The following is a 26,099-nucleotide window of genomic DNA, read 5'->3' as shown; positions in this document are numbered from 1 at the left end:
GGCTATCAACCCATCATCATAATAATTTAGTACTATATATCCATCTCTTGCTTCACCTCTTAAACAAAGATGCTCATAAATACGATCGAAATTTGTAGTCACAACAACTTTCTGGTCAAGATTTAATACTGCTTTGTGAATTTCTGTAGGATTGTAACCAGAGAATATGGACTCAATATTTTTATTATAATCAGCAGGTTGCATACAATGATGACGAACTAACTCCGCACAATCGAGGTATTTTTGTGCATCAAGTAATTCTAATGCCTTAGCCTTCGAACCTTCTTGATCATCAGGGCATTTCTCAATGAGACTTTCAAGTAATTTATCCCAAGTCGGTGGATGCATGGTTACATCATTAGGACCTTTTTTTGAAGCACTTGCCGAGGCACCAGAGCCAATGAAAATTACGCAGCGACGGGCTGCGAGTTCATCAATTAATGAATCTGGCCAATTAATCATTTTGAACCCCCAAGCATATCTAAGTTGCGCAGAAGTTTTTCAGCTATGGGGTAAATAGTGTCGTGAAAATCCTTAACTGCAGAATATTGCGAACCGACCAAGCCATCAGTGCTCGATAATCCATGTATAGGAACGGCATTTTTTTGCGCTAGGGGGACTAAACTATATAAATGTTGTATATCACCCAGTTTGGCATTTTCTGGATGGTTTAATAAATGCGGTGGATAAAAATCTTTAAGATAGGTATTAATTTCATTTCCAACATTACCTATTATAGATTCATAAGCTTTTGTTGCTCTTCTTTCTTTACCGTAAGATTTTGTAATATAAAGTTGAACGGTGTATCCTATGAATCCTTTAGAAACACTGGGTATATCAATAATATTAAAACGTTCTCTTAATACTTTTTTTTCTTCCTCTTCAAGTAAATTCCATAAATTAATATAATCTTTCAACCATTTCGAAAGCCAGGTCGCTATGTTTTTAACGCCGATGATACTAAAGACATCAGATCCTAATGGTGTAAGAAAATGCTGACATCCGATCAAAACCGAGCGATTAATAGAACCCAGGCTTGGTCCGAGATCATACATTACAAGGTCATATTTATTTTGGAGGAATTTGCATAAATGATTATTCCAATTGGTCTGTCTATAACCAGGCCGATCACCCGCTCGTAACTGTGACCACGCGGCCCCAAGCCTATCTTCTATTATAGCAAGATAAGGATGGCCTGGTAATAAATCCACGCCGAATCTGTTATCAGAGGATTTTAAGAATGTGAGATCTGTATTAATATCAGAATCCCCATCTTCTATAGGCTGAAGAACATCTTTAATTGTGCTGATTTTATTATTTGTATTCGTATAGAATTCAGCTGATTTATCTATCCCCATTATCAACTGAGTTGTGTTACATTGAGGATCGCAATCAACCACAAGAACACGTTTATTGAATTTTGTAGCTATAAACGATGCTAAATTACATGTCAAGGTGGTTTTTCCCACTCCACCTTTATTGTTAAACATAGCAACTGATTTCACTATATTCCCCTTACTTATACTCAAATATCAGTAGAGTCTCGGCGGTACTACCTTTACAGTTTTTCCTGGCGCGCCGAGCTTCAGGTATTTCACTGGAAACTTGATCTGTCAATTCGTAGTCAGGCCATTGATTATTAATGAGATCAATAACAATATCATCTAACCGTTTTTTTGTAGTATTGGTTGTAGTCCCAACAAAAATTGCGAGTTTACCACCATGACGTAAATTTTGTCGCCATGAACTTAAACATGCATTAAATTGTTCAACAAATCTTGAAGCACTCGGAGATATGGTTCTGTTAAGGGTGGACCATTCATCTACACCCATAAGGAACAATCTTAATCGATTATCTCGTGCATAATCGAGTTGCCCCATGTACGGAGGGCTTGTAATTATTGCATCAACTTTACGATTTAAGTCTAATGTCGAAGCATCTTGCTGGTAAACACTCCGCTCTAATGAATAGTCAAGAACAGGTAATGAATTATAAACCCGGAAGATTTTCTTCTCAAGGCGAGGGCGCACTGGCCTATATTCATAGAGTTCTGGGAACTCACTTATAGGAAATTTTTTTGTTCTGAGGTAAGGCACAGTGTGGCTTGATGGATATGAAAGAAATCCAGGCCTTTGATGATGGGCAATTGAAAGCAGACAAGCTAGAGCAAACTCGTCTTTATGTTTTTTTAATACATTAACCCAAGCTAATAACTCTACTAAAGTTTGAGGATTATAAAAATCTTTAACCCAGTCAGGAATGTTATCAAGATTGATTGAGGGTTTTAATTTCTCAACTATAGATGCGTAGTTGTCTAAAAGTCCTCTAACTGCATCAATATCTTGCGGTTTATATGGGTTCAACTTTGCTCGAGATACCAAGCAGGCATAAGGGTTTAAATCTGTCCCAACGGCATCCCGACCTTTTAGCCAAGCTTCTAAAAGAACTGTGCCAGATCCGCAAAATGGGTCATAAACTAAATCGCCTGGTTTAGATACGGTTTCAATAGCCCATCCAGCAATCTCGGGCCGCATCTTCCCAATGTACGGGGCTACGGTATGTAGTCGCTCAGTTTTTAATGGGAGTTCTGCTTTTGTCATTGGGATCTCAAGTTTATGTAGCATTCAAGAAATTTTTCAGCCAATGATACATTGCTTTTTAGGCTCTATAAAGTTGATTAGTCCCCATTTTAGGATTGGAAAAGGATAGGCTGTACAGTCTGCGTTTTAGCATTTTGTGCTCTTAAGACGTTGAAACTCATCCTTTGAATGTGTACTGTATAAATGTACAGTTAATTACAGGGGTGGTTATCATGGGTTTTCCATCACCAGCAGCAGACTACACAGAACAGACGCTCACTATCACCAGCCTTTGCGGCTATGACGGCAACTGCCGAACCATCGAAATATCAGCCGGGTACGCGATCATAAACGTCGCCAGAAAGCCGGAAGTGGGTGACACAGTCCTGATTTCGTTCTGCGGCAGTCTGGACTTCGCAAAAATCCAGGGGAAAGCGCTGATCACTCAGGATGGAGAGGCTATCGAGGGCGATGCGCTGGACGATGCGACCGTAATGGGCGTGGTAACGCACCTACTAAATCCTGTGACAGATACCGACAATCGGCCTGTGATTTAAAAGGCTGGATCTGATTCCTGTGTCTTGAAAGCAGATCGGTTAGACAGGTCAATTATGGTTAATTGATCTTTCTAACCTATTAGACATCTGGTTAGCGGAAACCTAAATGAAATCAGTTCACAGGGAGAAAAGGACCGCCCCCGCAAGGGGAAATCCATTTTAAGGGAATTGCCCATGAAATTGAATGAATTTGCTACCGGTCTCACCAAAGACGGACTGCTTGTTTTATGTCTTAGCGATGGTGAAATCACCGACTACCTGGTGACCAGTAATGCCTTGCGCACACTGATTCGCCGGGAAGGTGACAGACTTTCATCTCAGGTTCTGGGTGATGAAGACCGGGTTGTAAACCTAAACTCCTTGCGAAATGACCTTAAGGTTCTCAAGCCGTAAGTGTTGATTTATAATAATCAAACGGGCTGAACACCCACTGATTACTGCGCCAACCTGAGGAATCAAAATGGCGCAGAGCATTACCCTAAACAACTCTCACCGCCCGTGTATGTGCGGTGTTTCTGCTTATGCTGGTGGTCCAGCATGAAGAAAGCAGATAGCCTCCATCTTTCACGTGTGGCCGCACTGGGCTGCATAGTGTGCAGAAATCAGAACCTGGGCGAAACGCCTGCGGAAATACACCACATCCGAACCGGGCAGGGCGCAAGCCAACGTGCTGACCATCGAAAATCAATTCCCCTGTGCCATATGCATCATCGCAACGGCGGCTATGGTGTGGCGATTCATGCTGGCCGTAAGCAATGGGAGAAAAACTTCGGAACCGAGTTGCAGCTGCTGCTGCAGGTCCAGTTAGAGTTGGGAGTGTTCTATGCCTAAATACCTCATCACTCCTGTCGGAAAACCCCGCATGACCCGCGCTGATAAGTGGAAGCAGCGTCCGCCGGTGATGCGCTATCGCATGTTTTGCGATGAAGCCCGCCTGCATGGAATCCGGGTATTACGCCACAGTCCACACCATTTTGTCTCTACAGGAAGGTAGTGGTTGACTCAGTAACAAGCGGGGCATATCACGGTGCATCTGCAACAATAGCTCTGGATGTTTCTTATCCGGCAATGGTTTTTTGCAAAACGAGTGATACTGCTCAGCCTACTATGGTTACTGCAGCCAGATCAGGAGGAAATATTCTTGTTGGATCGAGCAATGCCTATGGACAGTCACATACCTTAACGGCTTACATCTTTGCTATTTATCCTCAGACATTGCCCAAATGGGGATTTGCTATCTGGGATGCCACCGGGAAGCTGGTTCTGACAAACGAGAGTCGGATACTGAGTGACCTTGTGACTGTTGGGACGCCAGGAGCTACGACAGGTGGAATTAATATTGACGTCACTCTGCCTGGTAGTTATGCGGTGGCACCCGCTATTCTTGGCTCCCGGATCATCCAGAACAATAACACTAAACCACCCACTATTGTGAATATCACTGCCTACTCAGGATGTCGGTTTAATGGTTCATCAACCAGAATTAATGCCGCGCCCTCGACAACGGCTACCGGTTCTGCTGCGGGTGGGACTACGACTGGAATAGCTTTGACGGCAATCAACACGACTGCATTCGATTAATTGATCGTTTAAAACGATCAATTAATCGATATTGATCCGCTCAATCTATTTTCATTAATTTTCCCGTCAGGTTAAGTTTCAAAGTACGAATTACCTCAGGGATAAAAAATGAAAAAAATACTCGGTAGTTTGCTAATTGTCTGTCTTCTTTCTGCTTGCTCAGCAAACATCTTTGAGAAGCAGCTTCCTGTGTGTGAGGCTGTAACCCTTTTAGGTGGGCAGGAACAAACCGTACAGATATATGGTGTGCGACAAGTAGCAAACCAGGTTGAATACAAAGCTGGATATCCTTTCAGCTGGCGGTGGATAAGTAAAAACAACTTCACCAGGTCAACCTGTTTAAAATGAACAACACGAAAACCCGCTCCGACGGGTTTTTTTATTATCTGAATTCAGGAGTCCTTTATGTCGGCAGGTACCATCACCCTGACAAACGGGTCCGCTATTGTTGGCGGTTCTGGAACCTCATTCGCAACAGAACTCACCGCAGGTGACTTCATTGTTTCTACTGTGGGCGGGGTTCCGTATACGCTGCCAGTGAAAACAGTCGACAGTGACACGCAGCTCACGCTTGTCAGTAACTTCACCGGGCCAACGCAATCCGGCGCTGCATGGTCAGCCGTCCCCCGCGTGGCGCTGAACATGGTAACTGCCGCGCTGGTGGCGCAAAGTGCTGAAGCGCTGCGTGGACTGAATTACGACAAACAGAACTGGCAGCAGGTTTACAGCGCCGCTGGAAACATCACAGTGAAGCTGCCAGACGGCACTACCTTCAACGGCCCTTCATGGAAATATCTGTCTGACAATATGGCAACGAAGAGCGGCGGGGCAGTGCCTGTTAACCAGGGCGGTACCGGTTCGACAACCGAATCAGGCGCTCGCACAAACCTCGGTTTAGGAAACAGCGCTACGAGAGACGTTGGCGCAGCGGCGGGAACGGTCGCCGCCGGCGATGATTCACGGCTTAATTCTGTCGATCAGAAAGCGGGTGGGAAAATTACGAGCCCAATTACAGTCCAGCCAGGGATTAACGGTAACCCCGGATTTGCCGTCAATTCTGGGGATAATGGTGGCGGTGGATTGATGAATAATGGCATCAGCCTGGTCGTGGCCAGTGGCTATAACCCAAATACAGGTAATTACGTCAACCTCATCAAAGGCACCTGGTATACAGGAGAATGGTCTTTCGGGGGAGCCCGTGGTGGCGGGGCTAATTTTGATAATGTCACACTAAACCTGAAAGGGTCGAATCAGGAAGGGATGGTCACTTGGGTTTTCCATTCCAATGGCGCTGCCACAGGCAATTGGGTAACAGCATCTGACAAGCGCATCAAAGAAAATGTAACGGTAATCGCTGAGCCGCTTATGAAAATGCAGCAACTTCGAGGCGTCGAATGGGACCGCCTCGATACTCCTGCGCACGGGTATGGCTTCATAGCTCAGGAAGTCGAGAAGGTTTTTCCTGAAGCAGTCAAATCATATGGAAAAACAACGTTACGAGATGGCTCAGAAATAGAGGATGTAAAATCAGTCGATACCTTCGGTGTGGCCGCCGCCCTTCACCATGAAGCCATCCTTGCTCTAATGGATGAAGTTAGTTGCATCAAAAGGCTAATCAAAGAACTGCATGTAGGGGCTTTGGATTAAAACTACTCAACTGGAGTTTGAAGCGAATAATTTACAAAAGTCATAATTCGAAACGAGAGAGAAACTTAGAAGCGAAACGGCGAAGCTTTAAGCAGTGACGATAGGGCCTGTATCTTGCGGATACTTACGAATAAAACTACTGTATATAAAAACAGTATTTGAGGTGTGTGCAATGGAATTCATCAGGCCAGCAGAACTGCGAGAAATTATCGCTCTCCCGCTTTTCAGTGACTTAGTTCAGTGTGGTTTCCCAAGTCCCGCAGCTGATTACGTTGAACAGCGTATCGATCTCAATGAGTTACTTGTCGCTCACCCGAGCTCCACATACTTCGTTAAAGCCGCTGGCGATTCAATGATCGAGGCCGGGATCAGCGACGGTGATTTGCTGGTGGTGGACAGCTCGCGCACAGCCGAGCACGGTGACATTGTCATCGCCGCGGTGGAAGGGGAATTTACTGTTAAACGCCTGCAGCTACGCCCGACAGTCCAACTCATCCCAATGAATAGCGCCTACAGTCCGATTGTTGTAGGCAGCGAAGATACGCTGGACGTTTTCGGCGTTGTTACTTTCATCGTGAAATCGGCGAGCTGAACATGTTTGCGCTCTGTGATGTGAATTCGTTCTATGCATCATGCGAGACGGTGTTTCGGCCCGACTTAAAAGGGCGGCCAGTGGTTGTTCTCTCGAATAACGATGGCTGTGTAATCGCACGCAGTGCCGAGGCCAAGGTCGCTGGAATTACAATGGGAGAGCCGTTCTTCAAGCAAAAAGAGCTTTTCCGGCGAGCTGGCGTTGTTTGTTTCAGCAGCAACTATGAGCTGTATGCTGATATGTCTAACCGGGTAATGACAACGCTTGAGGAAATGAGCCCCCGCGTCGAAATTTACAGTATCGATGAAGCTTTTTGTGACCTGACGGGCGTTCGCAACTGCCGGGACCTGACTGACTTCGGGAAAGAGATCCGCGCTACAGTTCTGAAGCGTACGCACCTGACGGTCGGTGTTGGCATCGCGCAGACGAAAACACTCGCTAAGCTGGCAAATCACGCCGCCAAGAAATGGCAGAGGCAGACGGGTGGAGTTGTTGATTTGTCCAATATCGACCGCCGGCGCCGATTGCTCGCTATCGTGCCGGTAGAGGACGTATGGGGCGTCGGCAGGCGAATCAGCAAGAAGCTGAATGCCATGGGCATCAAAACGGCTCTGGACCTCTCTGAGCAGAGTACATGGATTATTCGCAAACACTTCAATGTCGTCCTGGAGCGAACTGTCCGGGAGCTGCGCGGCGAACCATGTCTGGATCTGGAGGAGTTTGCACCAGCTAAACAGGAAATCGTCTGCAGCCGGTCATTCGGCGAACGCGTTACTGAGTATGAACAGATGCGCCAGGCTATCTGCAGCTATGCTGCCCGTGGTGCTGAAAAACTGCGGGGTGAACATCAGTACTGCCGCTTTATCTCTGCGTTCGTGAAAACCTCTCCCTTTGCGCTTAACGAGCCGTATTATGGTAACAGTGCGTCCATGAAGCTTCTTACCCCCACTCAGGATTCACGCGACATCATTAACGCCGCGGTAAAGTGCCTGGACAAAATCTGGAAGGATGGCCACCGGTACCAGAAGGCAGGGATCATGCTTGGGGATTTTTTCAGCCAAGGCGTGGCCCAGCTCAACCTGTTCGATGAGAACGCGCCGCGTGCTGGTAGCGAGAGGTTGATGGAAGTTCTGGATTATCTGAACGGGAAAGATGGAAAGGGAACGCTTTATTTTGCCGGGCAGGGCATACAGCAGCAGTGGCAAATGAAGCGAGAAATGTTGTCGCCTCGATATACGACGAGATATTCAGACCTGCTTAGGGTCCGATAAATTTTCCTGATGTCTTGGGCCGCGTCAGGAGAAAAATTATTGCCGAACGTCTAGCCCTTCTGCCTCCTGTCAACAAGCTTAGCTTTCTGAGATACGCCAAGCGCAAGGAAATCAATATTAACATCAAACGATTAATGCAACAAAAATACGATTAAAGATATTTTATTGCGTGCCGATAGTGCTTTTTTAAAAGGAGAAATCTATGTCTGTCACAATTCAGGGGAATGCCTCAACTGCCATTTTAAACAACTCCGCCCCGGAAGGAACATCAAAAATAGCCAAAATCATGAGACAAATTCAAGTGCTGACTGAAAAGCTTGGGAAAATCTCATCGGAAGAGGGGATGACGCCAGAGCAGAAAAAAGAAATGGCTGCACTAGTACAGAAGCAAATTGAAAGCCTCAGAGTTCAACTTGAACAGTTGTTACGGCAGCAGGCAGAGAAACAGAATAAGGATGCGAAAGTTCAGCCTGATAACAAAGTAGAGAGAAAGGACGATACAAATACTGCCGGCACCATTGATATTTACGTCTGAGTGGTTGCCGTCTCGACACGCGCATTAATCAGTGGCGTATTATCTCACCATTCGGGCGCGTAAGACCACAGGACTGGATCAAGATGCAGCTGCTCGTTGCGTTTGCTCAGGAGCAGCACCTTGGTACCGGGCGAGACGTTGTTCCTGCCTATAGGTTCCGGGTCGTATGGAATGTCGCGATCGACTTCATCGGCCAGATAGGTCAGATATTCTTCACGCGTTTGAGCTTGTGCAAAACGTCCGCACATAGAAACCTCCAGCCAAGTCTCAAACTCAAAGTATAGAGCAGGGAGAGAAGGAGGAGCGTAGCGAACCCATTAAGAGATTAATCAATAAAACCAAAAAGTGGTTATCAAAACCCAAAAATCATCGTAACTAATCAATAGGTTAGCTTGTGGTCAAAAAAGTGTGATGAACGCGCCAATTATGAGTTTTTGATTGAAAAATCAATGCATCATGATTGATTTAATGAAATACTGCTGCGTCATATGGAATGGTTCGAAGCTGCGGACCTGATCGTTAAAGGTATGGAAGGCGCGATCAACGCGAAAACCGTAACTTACGATTTCGAACGTCTGATGGAAGGCGCTAAGCTGCTGAAATGCTCAGAGTTTGGCGACGCGATTATCGCGAATATGTAATCCAGATTCTGGGTTAAACAAGAGCGGGGGCCTGAGGGTTCCCGTTTTTTTTGCCTCTGCCTACGGGAAATAACACGATGCTCGCTACTGTTCTTATCGCTGTCGTTGCATTCATCCATATCTACATTCTTGTGCTGGAAATGTTCCTGTGGAACACCAGAACGGGGCACAAGGCCTTTAATCTGCGTCCCGATTTTGCGCGCGACACCCGCGTGCTGGCCGCGAATCAGGGGCTGTATAATGGTTTTCTGGCTGCGGGTCTGCTCTGGAGCCTCTGGCTTGGTGAAAAGGGTATATCTTTGGCCATCTTCTTCCTGACCTGCGTGTTGATTGCCGGACTCTTTGGCGCAGCGACCGCCAGCCGAAAGATACTGTACGTTCAGGCCATACCTGCTCTTGCAGCCCTGCTTGCCCTGCTTATCTGACGCAACGCGTTGGTTAACCGTACGTCGTCGGATATACTTGTGGCTTCACCCTCAAAGGTTAACGCTGTTATGAATAACGAAATCCCACTGAAGTATTATGACATCGTCGAAGAGTACGCGACGGAAGCCACAAAGCCCGTGAGTGAGTCAGAGCAGGACTCGCTGGCGCATTATTTCCAGCTGCTTCTCACGCGTTTGTCGAATAATGAGGAGATCGATGAGGAAGCTCAGCAGGAGATGGCGCGTGAAGCCGGGGTTCGTGCCGAACGTATTGATGATATTGCGAACTTTCTCAATCAGTGGGGAAACGAGTAACCTACCGCGCGATCCCAGCGAGTCGCTTCGCAAGCTCGCTTCGGGTGACGGATTTTGAGAAATACCATCCCTGAATCAGCGCCTCGGGGTATCTTTCAGCAATAAAGCGATACTGTATTTCGCTCTCTACGCCTTCGAAAACAAGCGTTTTATTCAGTTTTGCGAGGGCGTCGCTAAAGATGACAAAAATGTTCTGCTTGTAATGTTCACTGATGCCATCGACCAGCGACTTGTCGATTTTGATCTCATCATATTCAAGCAGCGAAAGCCTTGCCAGGTTTGAGTTTTGCACCCCGAAGTCATCAATGGATATTCTCACGCCAAGGTTTTTTAAATCCTTGCAGAAATCTTCCAGAATATTCCCCGTTGAAATGGCTTTTTCAGAAAGCTCGATTTTGATCAGAGAGAGCGGAATGTTATTAGCTAAACAGCTACGGCGCAAAATGCTGATAAACTGTCCGTCTTCAATTTCCGTTCGGCCAACATTGAGCGAAACAACCAGATGATATTTAATAATAAGTGGCGCGATATCCGAAAGGGATTTTTGGAGAATATTAATATAGTAATTTTTATACAGGCCAATTTTTTTGATTAATGGAATAAACAGTTCCGGGGAGACGTCACCGTATCTTGCGTCACGCCATCTCGACAAGACCTCCACGCCTACAATTTTTTTATCCTCAATCCGAACAATGGGCTGGTAATGAACGCCGATAGTATTAGTGATAACAGCTTTGACCAGCGTCCGCTCCAGGGAGAACCGGTCCTCGTTGAGTCGAAAGAAAAAGAGCGTTATCGCAATCCAGATAAAACATAAAATGACCGCGAGAACGATAAATACAACGGGAGATAACGAGGCCAGTCCCGCGTTGTGATGCTTAACAATGACGCACAAATCCCATGTGGTGCTGCACCGGGTGAGGGTCAGGGTAAACAAGGAGGAATTCAGTTCGCTCTGTTGGTTTAATTCAGGCGTAGCCGAAAAAAACGTTCTGCTTAAGTCCCTGGTGGTGGTGCTAAGAGAATAGCTCTCCGTAACCGGGATGAATTTATCGTAAGCATAGCGGGAGGTGAAGATAATGTGATTATTATAGATGGCCGCATTGCCGGTAAAAAAATCTTTTCTCGAAAATTGCGCGAGGAGAAATCCTCTGGGCGTTTCATGGAGCTCTTCAGGAAGCGGGACAGGATTAATGAGTTTACCCCAAAAAGCGGTACAGACTATTTTTCCCTTTTCAATAAAACCGACGTCAGCGACATAGCGGCTTTCGAGCTTGACCTGCCGGTAGCGATCGAGGCTGTCTCTGTCGCATCCCTGTGTGGTCAGGTTTTTGAGCGTCTGCGCCATGCTCTGGGTCAGACTTTCTGAATGCTGTAAAAGGGTTCGGGAAATCTCAAGCTGTTTGCTTTTCTGCTGGCTCCCGATAACTGCATTAACCGCAAAAAGAGACAGGAAGACCAGAAACGCTGAAACGATAGTAACGGCAATGATCTTTTTCATTTTCCAGATACCCTGTCCGCTCCCTCATCTCTCAAATCTTATCACAGGCAGTGCAAGCTACAAGCCTGATAATAACGGCAGCCGTTATGCTTAAGTGCAATTTGTTTTCCTCTTAACCTGAGCTTTGTTACAGTGACAAGAGTTGTCAGCCAGGGATGCCAGGCGTGATAAGGTGGAAAAGCTCGTGCATGTGAAAAATACTTTTTACACAACAACCATTACCGTTATCATTGTCTCATTGATTGTTTCATTGTCGCTTGCCGTCCAGATTGCCACGTCCCGACAGCAGTCAATCCAGCAAATCAATACCAGCGTTGCCAACCTGAGCCATACCCTTAACGTCTACACGGAAGGGATCATTCGCCAAAGTGAAATGTTGATTACCACCGTTTCCGACACAATTGAAATTTATGGTATGACCCCGCAACAGGCGATCAATATTCAGCGAATGATAAGCAATCAGGATAATCTTCTTACTCAGATTAATAATGTGGTTGTCTATGATGCGCATGGGGATATCTTCACTGCATTGCACAAAAATTTTGCGGGCCCCCATAATGGCGCGGACAGGGCATTTTTTGTCTATCACAAGGAAAATAAAAGTCAGCAGATTTATATTGGTGAGCCGGTGATAAGCAGAACCAATGGTAAATGGGTTATTACTCTTAGCCGACGCCTTGAAACCCACACCGGTGCATTTAACGGTGTTGTGGTGGTGACGCTGGGTATCGAAAATTTTCTGGCACTTTATGGACAGATTAATATTGGTCACGCGGGCGTTATTGGTTTAACGACGCAAGCAGGCGTTTTACTGATTCGTTATCCCTTTAAAAATAACTATATCGGTACGATTTTTTCTGACACACCTCTCTTCAGAAAATACCTCAAGGTACAAAATACAGGGATAGCCAGCTCTGTCTCCAGGTTTGATAAAATCGAACGCATTTATGCCTATGAGAAAAACAGGCGCTACGGACTGGTTACGACGGTAGCGGTAAGCATTGATGAAGCCCTTTCTCCGTGGCGCAAGCAGGCGATTCAGCTTGCCGCACTTATTTTGGTGTTTACCGCGACGCTCATCGTGGCGTCCTGTTTCCTCTATTCCGACTTATCCAGAAAAGCACGGGATAACAAAGCGCTAAAGATTATTGCCTCGGAGGATGCGCTGACAGGGCTTTATAACAGGCGCATCTTTGATGAAAAAATCCTCTCGGAAATTGCGGCGTGTGCGGCAAAGGACGCGCCGGTTTCGCTGCTCCTTGTGGATGTGGATTACTTCAAAAAGTACAACGATAACTACGGTCATCCGGAAGGGGACAGATGCCTGGCGTTGCTGGGAAACTGCCTCAGGGAAAGTCTCACCCGCGACAACCAGATTGTGGCGCGCTATGGCGGGGAGGAGTTTGCGCTGATTTTGCCTGAAACGGATATCCAGGAGGCGCTCCGCCTTGCGCAGACGATTATTCGCTATGTTTTCTCTCAGCAAATTGAACACGCGTTTAGCCCCTTCGGGCGGGTCACGGTAAGCGTAGGGGTCTCCAGTGCGCGTGCTGTCAACATCGCGGGTAGCCAGCAGAATATTATTAATGCTGCCGACCAGGCGCTCTATCAGGCAAAACGCGGCGGGCGCAACCGGCACGCTTTCGTTGGGGCTTGATCAAAAAAAAGCCCACTCATGAGTGGGCAAGAAATACTGGAAGCAATGTGAGCAATGTCGTACTGAATACCTGAGTGTTTATCTCAACTATTCAGTGTTGAGAAAGATAATCTTTCTCAACAAAAGATGCAACCCCACAGTTCTTGTGGAAGGGCATGTTGATGAAGAAATGCGCAGACTCTCTCTGTGAGGCTTATCACAAATTTCCTTTCTCAGATCCTGTGCTATCCTTTTTGTGTCGTTGATTTAATGACAAAAACCATACAGAGAGGAAAGTTATGGGAATTTTATCCTGGATTATCTTTGGGCTTATTGCGGGTATTCTGGCGAAGTGGATCATGCCGGGCAAAGATGGCGGTGGGTTTATCGTCACCATAATACTGGGTATTGTCGGCGCGGTAGTCGGCGGTTGGATCAGTACGCTGTTCGGTTTTGGTAAAGTCGATGGCTTTAACTTCGGCAGTTTCGCGGTCGCGGTGATCGGCGCGCTGGTTGTGCTGTTTATCTACAGAAAGATCAAAAGCTAATACTGAAGCGTTAAAAAGGCTGCCATATGGCGGCCTTTTTACGTAACGGGTTTACCACCAGCCAAATTGCGTGCCGGCAAACGCCACGACGGCAACGATCAACATTATAAGAGTGGTTTTTCTCATTTATGCCCCCGGAGCAGCGTAACCACCGACAAAAAACCACGCCAGAAACACCACCGCCGTTATAAAAATAACGACCGGGAAGAGGATCCCTATTCTCATATCATCACCTGTTTCGGTTTTATAACGCCGTAGAGTGTACGGGGTTAATCCATCGCGAGAAAGCCTGTTTTGCTTTTTCCTTTCTTATCCTGATACATCGCGATATCCGCGGCACGTAACGCACTGTCCGGATCGGTTACGCCGGGATCCACTTCGATAACGCCGAGGCTGGCGCCAGGATAAATGATGCTGATGCTACCCAGCCAGTATTCCCCCGCAATTCGGGCGCTGAGGCGCGTTCTGAGAAGGTGGATTTGCTCCTCATTCTCGACGTTGCTCAGAGTGGCCACCAGAAACTCATCGCCGCCCAGCCGGCCGATGATATCGTCCTGCTGTTTTTCTGCGGTCAAACGCTTGCCCACTTCAATCAGGAACTGGTCGCCTGCTTCATGCCCGTATCGATCGTTAATCAGTTTAAAATCATCCAGATCGATAAAGGCAATGATGGCGTTACGTTTCAGATGCCGCGCCAGCGAAAACAGGGTGGTCAGATCCTCAAAAATGGCGCGACGGTTGGGTAACCCTGTAAGGGCATCTGTGTAGGAGTGGGCGATAAGCGCCGCGTTGGCTTCACGGAGCTGGGTCACCAGAGACTCTTTCTGAATGTACTGACTAATCAACCCGGCGAAGAGTTTTAGCATCTGCTCACCGCGTGCGCTGAGCGGTTTTTTTGCCGTGCTGGTGGCGCAGAGCGTACCGTAAAGTGAGCCATCGGCAAGATGAACGGGGATGCTCATATATGTGGTGATGCCGAGAGCTTTCGCCGCTTCACACTCCGGCCAACGTTCGGGGACATCGTTACTGAATAATGTGTCGCTATCCAGCGCGCGCTTACACAGCGTTTCATCCCATGGCACGCTTAACCCTTCCGGGATAGTCATCTGCTTGCTGTTTCGGGCATAGAGGATATGCTGCAGCCGGGCTGTTATATCCACCTTCGTCAGATACGTCGACTCCATGTCGGTGACGATTTCCAGCATCTCCAGCAGCTGACGAACGAGGCTTTCAAGGGATTGCTCGGTGGCAAGGGTTTCTGAAACGCGAGCGAGGATAAGATCCGACATGACGTAGAATGACTCCCAGGCAGAAGACGTCTGCATCTGCATGTTATGCTGAATTTTTAGGCTTCCGGCATAGTAAAACATGAATATAGAAAATTTAATATATGGAGAGGTAGGCAGCAGGCGGGAAAAAAAGCCCCGTTGTTGAGAACGGGGCAAAGACATCTTGATTACGGAATGATGTTCTCTGGTCAAAGTGAGAACATGCCAGACTGTAGCGTTGAAAAGTGCAGTTAGAATGGAGAAATCATGGAGAAAGCGGCGACAAGCCGTTACCCTTAGCCAATGATGATGTCAAAAGGATCAACAAGATGAGATTTCTGCTACTGGCGCTGGCGCTTCCCCTGGTTGCCTGCACCGCAAAAACAACCCCACCCGATGCCCCGAAACCGCCGCACGCCGTGGGCATGGCGAACCCGGCTTCCGTTTACTGCCTGGAAAAGGGCGGGGAACAGGTCCCGATTCAAAGCCCGCAGGGGGTCCGCACAGAGTGCAAGCTGCCCGGTGGCGAAGTGATCGACGAATGGACGCTCTATCGTCGCGATCATCCGCAACCTGCCAGGTGACAGAGGGACAGTAGCTGCGATACACTTCTCTTTAGGATTATTCTTAGCCAATTTCTGGCTACCGTTACCGCGAGAGAAGTATGTTTCAGCTTAAACCGGGCAGCGTGGCGATGATCGTCGGTGCCCGCACGGCGTCAGGCCGTCGCAATATTGGTAAATCTGTGGAGCTATTTGGTCTCTGCCAGCCCGGCCAGCGTTTCGTTAACCCGGTCAACGGCGTGATGACGCAGTTACCCGCAAGCGCGGACCGCGCGCTCTGGCTGGTGACGGGAGACGTCTACGCCTTTGACAATCAGCACGGCTTTGCGTTTGTTCGCGCCGAACACCTGATGCCGCTCACCCCGGACGAAGCTCCGCAAATTCAGGATGAGCTGACGGTCAGCTGATCACAGATGGCGCAGCCAGTCGGCTAAGACCAGAGCGTGATTCTGCTTCGTGTCCTTCGCGCCGTAGAGCAGGGTTACGGTCTGCTTTTTCGCCAGCGCCGCCAGACGCTCTCCTTCGTCCTTATGCTGCGCCAGCTCTTCCTTGTAGGCTTTAGTGAAGGCCGCGAAATCAATCGCTTCGCTATGAAAGTCCTTGCGTAACGCGCTGGACGGTGTGAGCGTTTTACACCATTCGTCATACGCGAGGTCCGTTTTTTTCACCCCACGGGGCCAGAGCCTGTCCACCAGAACCCGATAGCCATCGCCCGGGCTCGCCTGTTCATAGACGCGTTTGCACTGAATCATAATTCCACCCTCCCAATTTAAGGTATTGTGATAATTGCAGAAGATCGGTAGTCTGAGGTTCCTTATGTTATCTGATAATACTCTGGCATAAGGAACCTTTCATGGAACACCTCCCGGTTAAAACGACGCTGCGCATTGCGCTGGTTGGCGATTACAATCCTGATGTTATTGCACACAAGGCGATCCCGCTGGCCATTGACGACGCCGCCGCGGTCCTTGACCTCACCGCCGATTACGACTGGCTTGCCACCACGGAATTAACCAGTTCTGAGGATCTGGTGGGCTACGATGCCATCTGGCTGGTTCCCGCAAGCCCCTATAAAAATACCGAGGCGGCCTTTATTGCCGCACGCTACGCGCGTGAAAACAGCATTCCGTTCCTGGGCACCTGCGGTGGGTTCCAGCATGCGTTAATTGAGTATGCCCGTAACGTGCTGGGCTGGAGCGACGCGGCACATGCTGAGACGGATACCGAAGGCACGATGGTGATTGCGCCGCTGACCTGCTCGCTGGTGGAGAAAACCGATGCCATTGAGCTGCGCAATAATACGCTGATCGCGAAGGCCTACGGAAAGCCGGAAATCGTAGAGGGTTATCACTGTAACTATGGCGTATCGACGGCGTTTGCTCAGGAACTGGAGAGCGGTGATATGCGCGTGACGGGCTGGGACGAGCAGGGGGAAATTCGCGCTGCGGAGCTGGTGACCCATCCGTTCTTTGTGATCACCTTATTCCAGCACGAGCGTGCTGCGCTGGAAGGGCGTCCGGTGGTGCTGGTGCAGGCAATGCTGCGCGCGGCGCGCGGGTAAAAAAGGCAGACCCGATGGTCTGCCACTGTGTTTATCGGGGCGCGATTTCCCGGTCGCGCCCGGCAAGTACGCCGCAGATGGCCATGACGACAGCGGCCAGCGCGCAGGCGAGAAGCGGGATCCGCCAGTCTCCAGCCGAATCGTGAATTTTACCCATCAGCGGCGGACCGCAGGCTGCGAGCAGATAACCAATAGACTGTGCCATACCGGACAATGCTGCCGCCTGGTGTGCGGAGCTGGCGCGCAGGCCGATGAACGTCAGGCCGAGGATCATCGTTGCCCCGGTACCAAAGCCAAACACCAGCGTCCACATCACCGCCATCTCAGGCATAAACCACAAACCTGCCGCGCTAACCGCGCACATCAGCCCAACCGCTCCGGCGATGGTTCGCTGATCCTTCAGACGCTGGAGGACGAGCGGAACGGCAAGCCCCGGCACGGCCGTGGCAAGCTGTAAAAGACCGTGCACCGAGCCGGCCTGCGCTTCGCTAAAGCCATGGCTGAGTAATATGGCCGGCAGCCAGCCGATGATGACGTAATAAATCAGCGAGTTAATCCCCAGAAAGAGCGTCACCTGCCAGGCGAGTGCCGAGCGCCAGATCGCGCGGTTATGCAGCGCGCCTGCGCCCGTTACCGTTGCGACGTGTTTCTGACGCCACTGCGGCAGCCAGAGCAACAGCGCGATCAGCGGAAATGCCATCAGCATCAGCAGCGCGCCATGCCAGCCCGCATCACCCTGAGCCAGAGGTACGATCAGCGCCGAGCCTAACGCGGCAGAGACACCCATCGTCAGGGAATAGGCGCCCGTGAGTCGGGCAACCTGGCCCGGGAAATCACGCTTAATTAAGCCGGGCAACAGCACATTCCCCAGCGCGATCCCGCAACCAATCACCGCCGTTCCGATGAAAAGCAGGGTAGCGGAGGGCAGGGAGCGAACCGCAATCCCGATGCAAATCAGCATCAGGGCGATAAACAGGCTGCGCTCCATGCCGATACGCCGGGCAACGCCCGCCGCGAGCGGGGAGACAAGAGCAAAGGCCAGCAGGGGCAGGGTGGTCAGAAGACCGGTTTGCGCCGTGCTTAAGCCATAATCAAGGCGAATGGTATCGAGCAGCGGCGCTGCGCCGGTAAAGGTGACGCGAAGCGTGGTGGCAATCATCAGGATGCCTGCAATCAACAGCGCGCCCTGTTTTCCTGAGGTGCGAAGAGCAGTAGTCATTGTGTTCTCATACGTTCAAGCGAGCGCACACAATACCGATTTTCTCAGCGGTTGAAATCAGGCTAAAATGACAGTTTATCGCTAATATCGGACAACCTGATGATTGGTCTGGGACTGGACGGCTACGATCCTGATAGCCAGCACGATGCGGCCGTCGCGTTTCGCATCCGCGTGGTGACGGAAGAACAATATATTCCGCAGCATCAACACCGTAAGGGGCAGCTGATTCTGGCCCTTGGCGGCGCGATCACCTGCGAAGTGGAAAATGCGATGCTGATGGTACCGCCCCAGTATGCGGTCTGGATCCCAGGCCAAATGCCGCACAGCAACAGGGCCACGCCGGGGGCGCAGCTCTGCTTTTTGTTTATTGAGCCTGGTGGCGCCAGCCTGCCCGACCGCTGCTGCACCCTGAAAATCTCTCCTCTGGTGCGGGAGCTGATTTTATCCCTGGCGGAGAAATCACGTGAACAGCTGCATCTTGCGGCCACATCGCGTCTGGTGGACGTCCTGTTTGACGAGCTGCCGCTCCAGCGCCAGGAGCATCTGCAGCTGCCCGTCTCTCCCCATCCTAAAATTCGGCTGATGAGCGAGAAGATGGCGGAAGAGCCCGCCGCCTGGCAGACGCTGGCGCAGTGGGCAAGCCATTTCGCGATGAGTGAACGCAACCTGGCGCGGCTGGTGGTCAAAGAGACCGGTTTAAGCTTTCGCCGCTGGCGTCACCAGCTTCAGCTGATCGTGGCGTTACAGCATTTGATTAGCGGGAAATCGGTGCAGCAGGTGGCACAGTCTCTGGGCTATGACTCTACCACCGCGTTTATCACCATGTTCAAAAAGGGGCTGGGCCAGACGCCGGCGCGTTACATGGCCAGCGTGACTATGACTTCCCGATAAACAGGGACACCAGCCCTGCCGCAATCAGCGGGCCTACCGGCACGCCGCGGAAGAGCGCCACGCCGAGTACCGTGCCCACCAGCAGGCCCGCCACCAGCGAGGGCTGGCTGCTCATCAGCGTCACGCCGCGTCCGCCCAGCCACGAAACAAAAATCCCCACCGCGATCGCCACCAGAGATTTCCAGTTCACAAACGAGTGCAGCAGCGTTGAGGCGGGAAGGGTGCCGCTGGCGATGGGAGCCATCACCCCGATGGTTAAAATGATGATCCCGATGGTGAGGCCTTGTTTTTCTATCCACGGGAAAAAGGTATTTAACGGGGTCACGCGCACAATAATCAGCACCAGAATCGAGATGGCGACGGTGGTGTTATGGCTGATAAAGCCGAGCGCGGCGAGCGCCAGAAGAATGAGCAGAGTCGGGTCAAACATGGGGGATCCTTGCCAGAATAATTATCCTGCTTACTGTACGCGCAAACGCGGCGGAGGACAGCGTTTAAAAGATTTTATCGCTGTCATTACCCTGTCATTTACGCGGATTAAAACGAAGGCAGGTATCGCAAAGGGATCGCCATCATGAACGATCACATGTTTGTTGAAACGCTCATTATCTCCTCATCGTTTTTCGCTATTGCCGTGATTCTCGTCGCCTCCGTGCTGTTTCTGGAAAGAAGAGGCTAGCGCCGTCACGACGACGCCTTATGGAAGTTTACAAGCTCAGGACGGGCGATGCGCAGGTAATCCTGGGTGTCCATGATCACGGATTTCTCCAGTAAACCGGCGTTAAAAGCAATTTCGTCGAAACGCTCGAACAGCAGCGGGTCGGCCACCAGCGCCAAATCAGGATGGAAGCTAAAGGGCGGGATCGCGCCAAAAACGCAGGCGGTAAGGGTATCGACCTCGGCCGGGCTGGCGAGGGAGGCTTTAAGCCCGCCAAAATGGCTGGCAAGCTGGCTCAGATCGGCCTGCAGGTCGGCGGCCAGAATCGCCAGTACATGTTTTTTTACGCCGTTGCCCTTCACCTTGCAGACCAGGGCTTTTGCCCCCTGGCGCAGATCGGTCCCGCGAATTTCACTCACCGCTTCGCATTTCCCCACCGCCTCGTGCTCCATGACGCGGAAACGCGCGCCCTGCTCGGTGAGTAAGGTAATCAGCTGATGGTGGGTACTTGTCCCCATAACGTCGTCAGTCATCACAATTTTCCCGGTGATAATCCAGTATGCAGCTTGCTACATTAGCACGGGATAAACGGGGTCGAAAGAAAACAGCCAGCGGATTCGCTGGCTGTTGGGTTATGCGTTGCTGGTAGCAGATTGCTTGTGGAACAGCTCCCTGAACACAGGATAAATATCATCCTGATCGCGGATATGCTGCATGGCAAAGTTATCGAACATGGACTGCAGATGTTCATATTCCCGCCACAGGGTCTGGTGGGCGCGACGGGTGATTTCGATATAGCTGTAGTAACGCACCACCGGCAGAATTTTCTTCGCCAGGATCTCGTGACACAGCGGTGAGTCGTCGGCCCAGTTGTCGCCATCCGACGCCTGCGCGGCATAAATGTTCCACTGCGCCGGGTCGTAACGCTCTTTCACTACTTCATCCATCAGCTTCAGGGCGCTTGATACGATGGTCCCCCCGGTCTCCTGGGAGTAGAAGAACTCATGTTCATCCACCTCTTTGGCCTGGGTGTGATGGCGGATATAGACCACTTCCACGTTCTTATAGGTTCTGCTCAGGAACAGGTAGAGCAGGATATAGAAACGCTTCGCCATATCCTTGGTGGCCTGATCCATCGAGCCGGAGACGTCCATCAGACAGAACATGACCGCCTGGCTGGAGGGTTCGGGACGTTTTTCGTAGTTCTTGTAGCGCAGGTCGAAGGTATCGATAAACGGCACGCGGTCGATTTTCGCTCTTAGCTCGGCAATCTCTTTACGCAGGCGCTCCTCTTCCAGCAGCTGCGCCGGCTCCGTGTTTTCCACGACCTTCAGGCTGCTCTCCAGCTCGCGCAGTTCGCGACGTTTGCCTGCCGTCATGGCCGTGCGGCGCGCCAGAGAATTCTGCAACGAACGCACAACGCTGATATTGGCGGGCACGCCGTTAGCGGTATAGCCCGCGCGATGGGTTTTATACTCGTTAAGCTGACGATGCTGATTCTTTTTCAGATTCGGCAGCGCAAGGTCCTCAAACAGCAGGTCGAGATATTCATCTTTCGAAATCTGGAAAACGAACTCATCCTGGCCTTCACCGTCCTGGCTGGCCTGCCCCTGACCGCTTCCTGAACCACCGCCGCCGCCCTGAGGGCGCTCAATCCTGTCGTTCTGAACGAAGTGGTCGTTACCTGGATGAACGCGATGGCGCAGGCCGCCGCGCCCCTGATGAAACATCGGTTCGCTGATGTCATCGGTAGGGATGGAGACAGACTCGCCGCTGTCGACGTCGGTCACCGAGCGTTTGTTGATGGCCTCGGAGATCGACTGTTTAATTTGCGCTTTATAACGGCGCAAGAAGCGCTGGCGGTTCACCGTGCTCTTGTTTTTGCCGTTAAGACGCCGGTCAATAAACCAGGTCATATACCCCCCGTACTGCATTTGCCAACTTGCGTTTTTGTTGGCCCGGCAGGCGCAGGCGCTACCGGGCACTTGTTTTAGGACGATTTACGCACGCGCAGATACCATTCGCAGAGCAGGCGAACCTGTTTGCGGGTGTAGCCTTTTTCCATCATACGGTCGACAAAATCGTCGTGTTTCTTCTGCTCGTCGGTTGAGGTTTTGGTGTTAAACGAGATCACCGGCAGCAGCTCTTCGGTATTGGAGAACATTTTCTTCTCAATAACCGTGCGCAGCTTCTCGTAGCTGGTCCAGTTCGGATTGCGCCCGTTATTATGCGCTCTGGCGCGCAGGACGAAGTTCACAATCTCATTACGGAAGTCTTTCGGGTTGCTGATCCCGGCAGGCTTCTCGATTTTTTCCAGCTCCGCGTTCAGGGATTCACGATCAAACAGCTGGCCGGTATCCGGGTCGCGGTACTCCTGATCCTGAATCCAGAAGTCAGCATAGGTGACATAGCGGTCGAAAATGTTCTGCCCGTATTCTGAATAGGATTCCAGATAGGCCGTCTGGATCTCTTTGCCAATGAACTCGGCGTATTTCGGGATCAGGTAGCCTTTCAGGAACTCAAGGTAGCGTTCAGCCTGCTCCTGCGGGAACTGCTCGCGCTCGATTTGCTGCTCCAGGACGTAGAACAGATGAACCGGGTTGGCCGCCACTTCCGCGTGGTCGAAGTTAAAGACCCGTGAGAGGATCTTAAACGCGAAACGCGTGGAGAGGCCGTTCATCCCTTCATCAACCCCGGCGTAATCGCGGTATTCCTGGTACGATTTCGCTTTCGGGTCGGTATCTTTCAGGCTTTCACCGTCGTAGACGCGCATTTTCGAATAGATGCTGGAGTTTTCCGGCTCTTTCAGACGCGACAGGATGGAGAAGCGCGAGAGCGTTTCCAGCGTGCCCGGAGCGCATGGCGCATGCACCAGCTCACTGTGGTTAAGCAGTTTTTCGTAAATTTTGATCTCTTCGGAGATCCGCAGGCAATAAGGCACCTTGACGATGTACACACGGTCAAGGAAGGCCTCATTGTTTTTGTTATTACGGAAGGTCACCCATTCCGATTCGTTCGAGTGGGCGAGAATAATCCCGTTAAACGGCAGGGCGGAGATACCTTCCGTCCCGTTGTAGTTCCCTTCCTGGGTCGCCGTCAGCAGAGGATGCAGCACTTTGATCGGTGCTTTAAACATCTCGACGAATTCCATAATCCCCTGGTTGGCGCGGCACAGCGCACCGGAATAGCCATAGGCATCCGGGTCGTTTTGTGCGAAGTTTTCCAGCTTACGGATATCGACTTTACCCACCAGCGCCGAGATATCCTGGTTGTTCTCATCACCCGGTTCCGTTTTGGCGATAGCGATCTGCTCCAGTATGGATGGCCACACTTTCACGACGCGGAATTTGGTGATATCACCGCCAAATTCGTGCAGGCGTTTTGCCGCCCACGGCGACATAATGGTGCCGAGGTAGCGACGCGGGATGCCAAACTCTTTATCCAGAATTTGCGCATCTTCCTGCGGGTTAAACAGGCACAGCGGATGGTCGTTCACCGGGCTGCGTTCGCCGTTGGCGCTCAGCACGTAAATCGGTACGCGCTGCATCAGCGACTTCAGGCGTTCAGCCAGCGAGGATTTACCGCCGCCGACGGGGCCGAGTAAATAGAGGATCTGTTTCTTCTCTTCCAGACCCTGGGCGGCATGCTTCAGATAGGAGACAATCTGTTCAATGGCATCTTCCATACCATAGAACTCTTCGAACGCCGGATATCGGGCGACCACCCGATTCGAAAATAGACGGGAAAGCCGTGGCTCCAGGGCAGTATCAACCATGTTTGGCTCACCGATAGCCATCAATAGCCGTTCTGCCGCATTGGCATAGGCACTGCGATCTTGCCGACAAATGGTAAGAAACTCCTGCAGTGTGAACTCTTCGTCCTTGGCAGCTTCGTAGCGCTGGCGATAGTGATCGAATATATTCATGGCATGCCGTCCTTTCGTTTTTTAGCACAGGATAAGAGCCGTTCGTATGAGTAGTGGAGGCTCCCGGAAGAGAATCTCTCGCACCCCACTGCCAGAGCAGCAACCTGTGTGCCAGGTCAGACGCTAAGAACCGCAGGTGTTCAGGAAAACTCTTCTTAAATTTAAGCGTAGATGGCATTTGCCAAACTTGCATGCTGAGAAAAACTAATTTCAATGACATATCAATAACTCATCCAAAAATTTCCACCCTGGTTATAAGGCTTAAGCACGTTTTTCATTCATCGGTCATATAAATGAAAGCGGGTTGTCATCTGAAAAGTTAAAAATAATGGGTTAATCAGACTGATTAGCAGGCAAAAAATTTTGGGATGTACGGGAATGGCGGTTACACTTCACCCGCTGATTATTTGACTACAGGAAAGAATGGATTGTGACCAAACTCAAACTTCTGGCATTGGGCATCCTTGCCGCGACCGCAGTTAGCACCGCTCAGGCGGAAAGTCAGTGGACGGTGGGTGCGGGCGTTGGCGTCATTAACAGCCCATACAAACAGTATGACCGCGATGTTTATCCTGTACCAGTTATCACCTATGAAGGCGATAACTTCTGGTTCCGCGGTCTCGGCGGCGGCTACTATCTGTGGAACGATACGGCCGATAAGCTTTCTATCATGGCCTACTACGATCCAACGCACTTCAAGCCGGGCGACAGCGACAGCCACGCGCTTCGCCAGCTCGACAAACGCAAAAGCTCTATGATGGCCGGGCTTTCATACGTGCATAACACCCAGTATGGCTTCCTCCGTACAGCCCTGGCGGGTGACACGCTGGATAACAGCAACGGCTTTATCTGGGATCTGGCGTGGTTGTATCGCTATACCAACGGTGGGCTCACCCTGACGCCGGGTATCGGCGTGCAGTACAACAGTGAAAACTACAACGACTATTACTACGGCGTTTCTAAAAACGAGTCCCGCCGCAGTGGGCTGAAAAGCTACAGCGCCGATGATGGCTGGGATCCTTACCTGGAGCTGACCGCGAGCTATAACTTCCTTGGCGACTGGAACGTCTACGGTACCGGCCGTTACGAGCGTCTGAGCGACGAAGTGAAGGATAGCCCGATGGTTGATAAGTCCTGGGCTGGCATCTTCTCGGTGGGTGTGACCTACAAGTTCTGATTGTGCATTATCGTGGTGCAATCATTGCATCAAAACGGGGCGCTTGCGCCCCGTTTGCTTTGGTGTGGTGCAGCGACCTTATCGCTTAACGATGCGAATTGTCTGCCCTAAACGAGACGGCTTTTCCTCGCTCGCTTTCTGCGGGGTGGTTACGCAGGCCGTTTCCACGCAGACGAACGTTTTGTAACCGTCATCAGGGATGTCGGCCATGCTGATGGAGAGTGCAGGCCCCGGGTTCCAGCCCACCACGTTGCTGTGATGGTGATGAACCACCTCAATGCCGCGGTTCAGAGCACCGTCGTGGATCACGCTGCACGCTTCCGGATGCAGATAGACGCGGTCAGTACGGTCAGGGAACGCCTGAACGCCGTCGCTCAGCTTACCTTCCTTCGCGTTATCAACTTTGTCGATAAAGGTATCGCCCAGGCCGCTCACCTTCACTGCATTGATGTCACCCACGTTGAAGTAGGTATGCAGGGCAGAGGTGGTCTCGAACTCGCCGTGGGCTTCCAGCTCAATCTCGCAGCTCTGACCCAGTTTGAAGCGGGCATACAGGGTGAAATCATGCGGCCACAGGGCGCGGGTTTCATCATTAGCCTGCAGCTCAAAGGTCAGTACTGCGCCGTTGTCATCTTCGTTATGCGCTTTCAGCGTCCACTGCTGGTTACGGGCGAAACCGTGAGAAGGCAAACCCGGCTGTACGGACGGGCCAAACCACGGCCAGCAGATCGGTACGCCGCCGCGAATCGCATCCCCTTTTTTGAACGAGGTGGCGTCACTCAGCCACAGCGCTTCCGCTTCGCCTTCCGGTTTCCAGGAGAGCAGGTGTGCGCCGTTCAGCGCCACGGAGGCTTTAACGCGCGGGTGGTCAACGACGATAACGTCGGCACCGTCAATCTGACGGCGGGAGAGCACAGGGGTAAGTTGTTCGACTACCGGAAGTGCAAAAATTTTATTTATCATTAAGCAATCCTCTGTCTAAAAAACAATAAAAAAGGCGACCGAAGT

The 26,099-nt window shown here is 50.6% G+C and carries 32 protein-coding genes and 3 pseudogenes; 21 read left to right on the top strand and 14 right to left on the bottom strand.

The features are described from left to right. From INF77_RS17095 to INF77_RS17085, 3 genes are all read right to left on the bottom strand, one after another. Window positions 1–462 (bottom strand): hypothetical protein (locus INF77_RS17095; RefSeq protein ID WP_227415161.1); only part of this gene is annotated, 462 nt, incomplete at its 3' end. Further along, the gene (locus INF77_RS17090; RefSeq protein ID WP_193543092.1) at window positions 459–1,505 is read right to left on the bottom strand and encodes a ParA family protein; all 1,047 of its coding nucleotides are present in this window, start codon (window positions 1,503–1,505) and stop codon (window positions 459–461) included. The genes INF77_RS17095 and INF77_RS17090, both read right to left, overlap by 4 nt. Window positions 1,506–1,515: 10 nt before the next feature. Beyond that, the gene (locus tag INF77_RS17085; protein WP_193543091.1) at window positions 1,516–2,601 is read right to left on the bottom strand and encodes a DNA methyltransferase; all 1,086 of its coding nucleotides are present in this window, start codon (window positions 2,599–2,601) and stop codon (window positions 1,516–1,518) included. Between the two features lie 212 nt (window positions 2,602–2,813). On the opposite strand from INF77_RS17085, the gene INF77_RS17080 reads away from it, so the two are divergent. The 10 genes and pseudogenes from INF77_RS17080 (at window position 2,814) to INF77_RS17045 (ending at window position 8,763) form a co-directional block, all read left to right on the top strand. Continuing rightward, the gene (locus tag INF77_RS17080; protein WP_193543090.1) at window positions 2,814–3,137 is read left to right on the top strand and encodes a hypothetical protein; all 324 of its coding nucleotides are present in this window, start codon (window positions 2,814–2,816) and stop codon (window positions 3,135–3,137) included. 174 nt (window positions 3,138–3,311) lie between these two features. Beyond that, entirely contained in the window at window positions 3,312–3,530 is a 219-nt protein-coding gene (locus INF77_RS17075) for a hypothetical protein (protein ID WP_193533034.1), read from the top strand. Window positions 3,531–3,674: 144 nt separating this feature from the next. Next, window positions 3,675–3,968 carry a Ref family recombination enhancement nuclease gene (locus INF77_RS17070; protein WP_193543089.1) on the top strand — a complete coding sequence of 98 codons (294 nt, stop codon included), beginning with the start codon at window positions 3,675–3,677 and terminating at the stop codon, window positions 3,966–3,968. Then, a pseudogene (locus INF77_RS23305) lies at window positions 3,961–4,107 on the top strand (RusA family crossover junction endodeoxyribonuclease); the annotation flags it as partial. The gene INF77_RS17070 and the pseudogene INF77_RS23305, both read left to right, overlap by 8 nt. A 23-nt stretch (window positions 4,108–4,130) precedes the next feature. Then, the gene (locus tag INF77_RS17065; protein ID WP_370552761.1) at window positions 4,131–4,718 is read left to right on the top strand and encodes a hypothetical protein; all 588 of its coding nucleotides are present in this window, start codon (window positions 4,131–4,133) and stop codon (window positions 4,716–4,718) included. A 108-nt stretch (window positions 4,719–4,826) separates the two neighbouring features. Next, on the top strand, window positions 4,827–5,066 hold the full coding sequence (locus INF77_RS23300) for a cor protein (protein WP_072052383.1): 240 nt from the start codon (window positions 4,827–4,829) through the stop codon (window positions 5,064–5,066). Window positions 5,067–5,123: 57 nt separating this feature from the next. Then, window positions 5,124–6,365 carry a tail fiber domain-containing protein gene (locus INF77_RS17060; RefSeq protein WP_168979238.1) on the top strand — a complete coding sequence of 414 codons (1,242 nt, stop codon included), beginning with the start codon at window positions 5,124–5,126 and terminating at the stop codon, window positions 6,363–6,365. Between the two features lie 172 nt (window positions 6,366–6,537). Then, window positions 6,538–6,957 carry a translesion error-prone DNA polymerase V autoproteolytic subunit gene (locus INF77_RS17055; RefSeq protein WP_047652162.1) on the top strand — a complete coding sequence of 140 codons (420 nt, stop codon included), beginning with the start codon at window positions 6,538–6,540 and terminating at the stop codon, window positions 6,955–6,957. A 2-nt stretch (window positions 6,958–6,959) separates the two neighbouring features. Continuing rightward, window positions 6,960–8,228 carry a Y-family DNA polymerase gene (locus tag INF77_RS17050; RefSeq protein ID WP_168979239.1) on the top strand — a complete coding sequence of 423 codons (1,269 nt, stop codon included), beginning with the start codon at window positions 6,960–6,962 and terminating at the stop codon, window positions 8,226–8,228. A gap of 202 nt (window positions 8,229–8,430) precedes the next feature. Beyond that, window positions 8,431–8,763, top strand: coding sequence for a FlxA-like family protein (locus tag INF77_RS17045; protein WP_040017211.1), 333 nt, complete (start codon window positions 8,431–8,433; stop codon window positions 8,761–8,763). Window positions 8,764–8,810: 47 nt separating this feature from the next. Here INF77_RS17045 and INF77_RS17040 read toward each other — a convergent pair. Beyond that, a pseudogene (locus INF77_RS17040) lies at window positions 8,811–9,011 on the bottom strand (SOS response-associated peptidase family protein); the annotation flags it as partial. A gap of 222 nt (window positions 9,012–9,233) precedes the next feature. Between INF77_RS17040 and INF77_RS17035 the strand changes: the two are divergent. The 3 genes and pseudogenes from INF77_RS17035 to INF77_RS17025 all read left to right on the top strand — a co-directional run. After that, window positions 9,234–9,404, top strand: a pseudogene (locus tag INF77_RS17035) (NADP-dependent isocitrate dehydrogenase); the annotation flags it as partial. Between the two features lie 77 nt (window positions 9,405–9,481). Then, a complete protein-coding gene (locus INF77_RS17030; RefSeq protein WP_059356893.1) occupies window positions 9,482–9,829 on the top strand; it encodes a DUF1304 domain-containing protein in 348 nt (115 codons plus the stop codon). Window positions 9,830–9,898: 69 nt separating this feature from the next. Continuing rightward, window positions 9,899–10,144 (top strand): DUF2543 family protein, encoded by a 246-nt coding sequence (locus INF77_RS17025; protein ID WP_028012755.1) that lies wholly within the window; start codon window positions 9,899–9,901, stop codon window positions 10,142–10,144. Window position 10,145: 1 nt separating this feature from the next. On the opposite strand, the gene INF77_RS17020 is transcribed toward INF77_RS17025, so the two are convergent. Continuing rightward, a complete protein-coding gene (locus INF77_RS17020; protein WP_193532599.1) occupies window positions 10,146–11,645 on the bottom strand; it encodes an EAL domain-containing protein in 1,500 nt (499 codons plus the stop codon). A gap of 172 nt (window positions 11,646–11,817) precedes the next feature. Between INF77_RS17020 and INF77_RS17015 the strand changes: the two genes are divergently transcribed. Then, complete coding sequence (locus INF77_RS17015) at window positions 11,818–13,302, top strand: diguanylate cyclase (RefSeq protein ID WP_370529643.1); 1,485 nt, start codon at window positions 11,818–11,820, stop codon at window positions 13,300–13,302. Window positions 13,303–13,580: 278 nt separating this feature from the next. After that, on the top strand, window positions 13,581–13,829 hold the full coding sequence (locus INF77_RS17010; protein WP_028012758.1) for a GlsB/YeaQ/YmgE family stress response membrane protein: 249 nt from the start codon (window positions 13,581–13,583) through the stop codon (window positions 13,827–13,829). Between the two features lie 126 nt (window positions 13,830–13,955). Here INF77_RS17010 and INF77_RS17005 read toward each other — a convergent pair whose 3' ends face one another. Continuing rightward, complete coding sequence (locus tag INF77_RS17005) at window positions 13,956–14,054, bottom strand: YoaK family small membrane protein (protein ID WP_014883431.1); 99 nt, start codon at window positions 14,052–14,054, stop codon at window positions 13,956–13,958. A 44-nt stretch (window positions 14,055–14,098) separates the two neighbouring features. Next, the gene (locus INF77_RS17000) at window positions 14,099–15,118 is read right to left on the bottom strand and encodes a sensor domain-containing diguanylate cyclase (RefSeq protein ID WP_045630223.1); all 1,020 of its coding nucleotides are present in this window, start codon (window positions 15,116–15,118) and stop codon (window positions 14,099–14,101) included. A 308-nt stretch (window positions 15,119–15,426) separates the two neighbouring features. Between INF77_RS17000 and INF77_RS16995 the strand changes: the two genes are divergently transcribed. Continuing rightward, window positions 15,427–15,681, top strand: a complete 255-nt coding sequence (locus INF77_RS16995) for a DUF333 domain-containing protein (RefSeq protein ID WP_045261615.1) — start codon at window positions 15,427–15,429, stop codon at window positions 15,679–15,681. Between the two features lie 80 nt (window positions 15,682–15,761). After that, entirely contained in the window at window positions 15,762–16,067 is a 306-nt protein-coding gene (locus INF77_RS16990) for a periplasmic protein (protein ID WP_045630116.1), read from the top strand. Here INF77_RS16990 and INF77_RS16985 read toward each other — a convergent pair whose 3' ends face one another. Beyond that, window positions 16,068–16,412, bottom strand: coding sequence for a DUF488 domain-containing protein (locus INF77_RS16985; RefSeq protein WP_041910484.1), 345 nt, complete (start codon window positions 16,410–16,412; stop codon window positions 16,068–16,070). Between the two features lie 101 nt (window positions 16,413–16,513). Here INF77_RS16985 and INF77_RS16980 point away from each other — a divergent pair, with 101 nt between their 5' ends. Further along, complete coding sequence (locus INF77_RS16980) at window positions 16,514–17,221, top strand: CTP synthase (RefSeq protein WP_049136796.1); 708 nt, start codon at window positions 16,514–16,516, stop codon at window positions 17,219–17,221. A gap of 31 nt (window positions 17,222–17,252) precedes the next feature. Here INF77_RS16980 and INF77_RS16975 read toward each other — a convergent pair whose 3' ends face one another. After that, window positions 17,253–18,440, bottom strand: a complete 1,188-nt coding sequence (locus tag INF77_RS16975; protein WP_136343124.1) for a CynX/NimT family MFS transporter — start codon at window positions 18,438–18,440, stop codon at window positions 17,253–17,255. A 99-nt stretch (window positions 18,441–18,539) separates the two neighbouring features. On the opposite strand from INF77_RS16975, the gene INF77_RS16970 reads away from it, so the two are divergent. Further along, on the top strand, window positions 18,540–19,331 hold the full coding sequence (locus tag INF77_RS16970) for a helix-turn-helix transcriptional regulator (protein ID WP_305047240.1): 792 nt from the start codon (window positions 18,540–18,542) through the stop codon (window positions 19,329–19,331). On the opposite strand, the gene INF77_RS16965 is transcribed toward INF77_RS16970, so the two are convergent. After that, a complete protein-coding gene (locus INF77_RS16965; RefSeq protein WP_008500737.1) occupies window positions 19,315–19,761 on the bottom strand; it encodes a DUF441 domain-containing protein in 447 nt (148 codons plus the stop codon). The two genes, INF77_RS16970 and INF77_RS16965, sit on opposite strands and share 17 nt — an antisense overlap. A 144-nt stretch (window positions 19,762–19,905) precedes the next feature. Between INF77_RS16965 and yoaI the strand changes: the two genes are divergently transcribed. Next, window positions 19,906–20,010: a small membrane protein YoaI gene (yoaI, locus tag INF77_RS16960; RefSeq protein WP_088205013.1), complete on the top strand. Its 105-nt coding sequence runs from the start codon at window positions 19,906–19,908 to the stop codon at window positions 20,008–20,010. A 5-nt stretch (window positions 20,011–20,015) separates the two neighbouring features. On the opposite strand, the gene INF77_RS16955 is transcribed toward yoaI, so the two are convergent. The 3 genes from INF77_RS16955 to yeaG all read right to left on the bottom strand — a co-directional run bounded on the left by INF77_RS16955 (window position 20,016) and on the right by yeaG (window position 23,914). After that, window positions 20,016–20,522: a YbaK/prolyl-tRNA synthetase associated domain-containing protein gene (locus tag INF77_RS16955; RefSeq protein ID WP_028012766.1), complete on the bottom strand. Its 507-nt coding sequence runs from the start codon at window positions 20,520–20,522 to the stop codon at window positions 20,016–20,018. Between the two features lie 99 nt (window positions 20,523–20,621). Further along, window positions 20,622–21,905 carry a YeaH/YhbH family protein gene (locus tag INF77_RS16950; RefSeq protein WP_028012767.1) on the bottom strand — a complete coding sequence of 428 codons (1,284 nt, stop codon included), beginning with the start codon at window positions 21,903–21,905 and terminating at the stop codon, window positions 20,622–20,624. Window positions 21,906–21,979: 74 nt separating this feature from the next. Further along, a complete protein-coding gene (yeaG, locus tag INF77_RS16945) occupies window positions 21,980–23,914 on the bottom strand; it encodes a protein kinase YeaG (protein ID WP_014883443.1) in 1,935 nt (644 codons plus the stop codon). A 430-nt stretch (window positions 23,915–24,344) separates the two neighbouring features. On the opposite strand from yeaG, the gene INF77_RS16940 reads away from it, so the two are divergent. After that, complete coding sequence (locus INF77_RS16940) at window positions 24,345–25,091, top strand: MipA/OmpV family protein (protein WP_041910477.1); 747 nt, start codon at window positions 24,345–24,347, stop codon at window positions 25,089–25,091. Window positions 25,092–25,169: 78 nt separating this feature from the next. Here INF77_RS16940 and INF77_RS16935 read toward each other — a convergent pair whose 3' ends face one another. Beyond that, window positions 25,170–26,054 (bottom strand): D-hexose-6-phosphate mutarotase, encoded by an 885-nt coding sequence (locus tag INF77_RS16935; protein WP_045261609.1) that lies wholly within the window; start codon window positions 26,052–26,054, stop codon window positions 25,170–25,172. Window positions 26,055–26,099: the final 45 nt, after the last annotated feature.

This window comes from Enterobacter cloacae complex sp. P1B (assembly GCF_014982345.1).
Classification (GTDB): domain Bacteria; phylum Pseudomonadota; class Gammaproteobacteria; order Enterobacterales; family Enterobacteriaceae; genus Enterobacter; species Enterobacter bugandensis.
Note: the sequence above shows the minus strand (reverse complement) of the source record. Positions and strands in the feature narration are given on the sequence as shown.

Excerpts from the sequence above, each read along its gene's own strand:
- INF77_RS17085 (WP_193543091.1), bottom strand. The coding sequence starts at position 2,601 with ATGACAAAAGCAGAACTCCCATTAAAAACTGAGCGACTACATACCGTA.
- INF77_RS17080 (WP_193543090.1), top strand. The coding sequence starts at position 2,814 with ATGGGTTTTCCATCACCAGCAGCAGACTACACAGAACAGACGCTCACT.
- INF77_RS17075 (WP_193533034.1), top strand. The coding sequence starts at position 3,312 with ATGAAATTGAATGAATTTGCTACCGGTCTCACCAAAGACGGACTGCTT.
- INF77_RS17070 (WP_193543089.1), top strand. The coding sequence starts at position 3,675 with ATGAAGAAAGCAGATAGCCTCCATCTTTCACGTGTGGCCGCACTGGGC.
- INF77_RS23300 (WP_072052383.1), top strand. The coding sequence starts at position 4,827 with ATGAAAAAAATACTCGGTAGTTTGCTAATTGTCTGTCTTCTTTCTGCT.
- INF77_RS17060 (WP_168979238.1), top strand. The coding sequence starts at position 5,124 with ATGTCGGCAGGTACCATCACCCTGACAAACGGGTCCGCTATTGTTGGC.
- INF77_RS17055 (WP_047652162.1), top strand. The coding sequence starts at position 6,538 with ATGGAATTCATCAGGCCAGCAGAACTGCGAGAAATTATCGCTCTCCCG.
- INF77_RS17050 (WP_168979239.1), top strand. The coding sequence starts at position 6,960 with ATGTTTGCGCTCTGTGATGTGAATTCGTTCTATGCATCATGCGAGACG.
- INF77_RS17045 (WP_040017211.1), top strand. The coding sequence starts at position 8,431 with ATGTCTGTCACAATTCAGGGGAATGCCTCAACTGCCATTTTAAACAAC.
- INF77_RS17030 (WP_059356893.1), top strand. The coding sequence starts at position 9,482 with ATGCTCGCTACTGTTCTTATCGCTGTCGTTGCATTCATCCATATCTAC.
- INF77_RS17025 (WP_028012755.1), top strand. The coding sequence starts at position 9,899 with ATGAATAACGAAATCCCACTGAAGTATTATGACATCGTCGAAGAGTAC.
- INF77_RS17020 (WP_193532599.1), bottom strand. The coding sequence starts at position 11,645 with ATGAAAAAGATCATTGCCGTTACTATCGTTTCAGCGTTTCTGGTCTTC.
- INF77_RS17010 (WP_028012758.1), top strand. The coding sequence starts at position 13,581 with ATGGGAATTTTATCCTGGATTATCTTTGGGCTTATTGCGGGTATTCTG.
- INF77_RS17005 (WP_014883431.1), bottom strand. The coding sequence starts at position 14,054 with ATGAGAATAGGGATCCTCTTCCCGGTCGTTATTTTTATAACGGCGGTG.
- INF77_RS17000 (WP_045630223.1), bottom strand. The coding sequence starts at position 15,118 with ATGTCGGATCTTATCCTCGCTCGCGTTTCAGAAACCCTTGCCACCGAG.
- INF77_RS16995 (WP_045261615.1), top strand. The coding sequence starts at position 15,427 with ATGAGATTTCTGCTACTGGCGCTGGCGCTTCCCCTGGTTGCCTGCACC.
- INF77_RS16990 (WP_045630116.1), top strand. The coding sequence starts at position 15,762 with ATGTTTCAGCTTAAACCGGGCAGCGTGGCGATGATCGTCGGTGCCCGC.
- INF77_RS16985 (WP_041910484.1), bottom strand. The coding sequence starts at position 16,412 with ATGATTCAGTGCAAACGCGTCTATGAACAGGCGAGCCCGGGCGATGGC.
- INF77_RS16980 (WP_049136796.1), top strand. The coding sequence starts at position 16,514 with ATGGAACACCTCCCGGTTAAAACGACGCTGCGCATTGCGCTGGTTGGC.
- INF77_RS16975 (WP_136343124.1), bottom strand. The coding sequence starts at position 18,440 with ATGACTACTGCTCTTCGCACCTCAGGAAAACAGGGCGCGCTGTTGATT.
- INF77_RS16970 (WP_305047240.1), top strand. The coding sequence starts at position 18,540 with ATGATTGGTCTGGGACTGGACGGCTACGATCCTGATAGCCAGCACGAT.
- INF77_RS16965 (WP_008500737.1), bottom strand. The coding sequence starts at position 19,761 with ATGTTTGACCCGACTCTGCTCATTCTTCTGGCGCTCGCCGCGCTCGGC.
- yoaI (WP_088205013.1), top strand. The coding sequence starts at position 19,906 with ATGAACGATCACATGTTTGTTGAAACGCTCATTATCTCCTCATCGTTT.
- INF77_RS16955 (WP_028012766.1), bottom strand. The coding sequence starts at position 20,522 with ATGACTGACGACGTTATGGGGACAAGTACCCACCATCAGCTGATTACC.
- INF77_RS16950 (WP_028012767.1), bottom strand. The coding sequence starts at position 21,905 with ATGACCTGGTTTATTGACCGGCGTCTTAACGGCAAAAACAAGAGCACG.
- yeaG (WP_014883443.1), bottom strand. The coding sequence starts at position 23,914 with ATGAATATATTCGATCACTATCGCCAGCGCTACGAAGCTGCCAAGGAC.
- INF77_RS16935 (WP_045261609.1), bottom strand. The coding sequence starts at position 26,054 with ATGATAAATAAAATTTTTGCACTTCCGGTAGTCGAACAACTTACCCCT.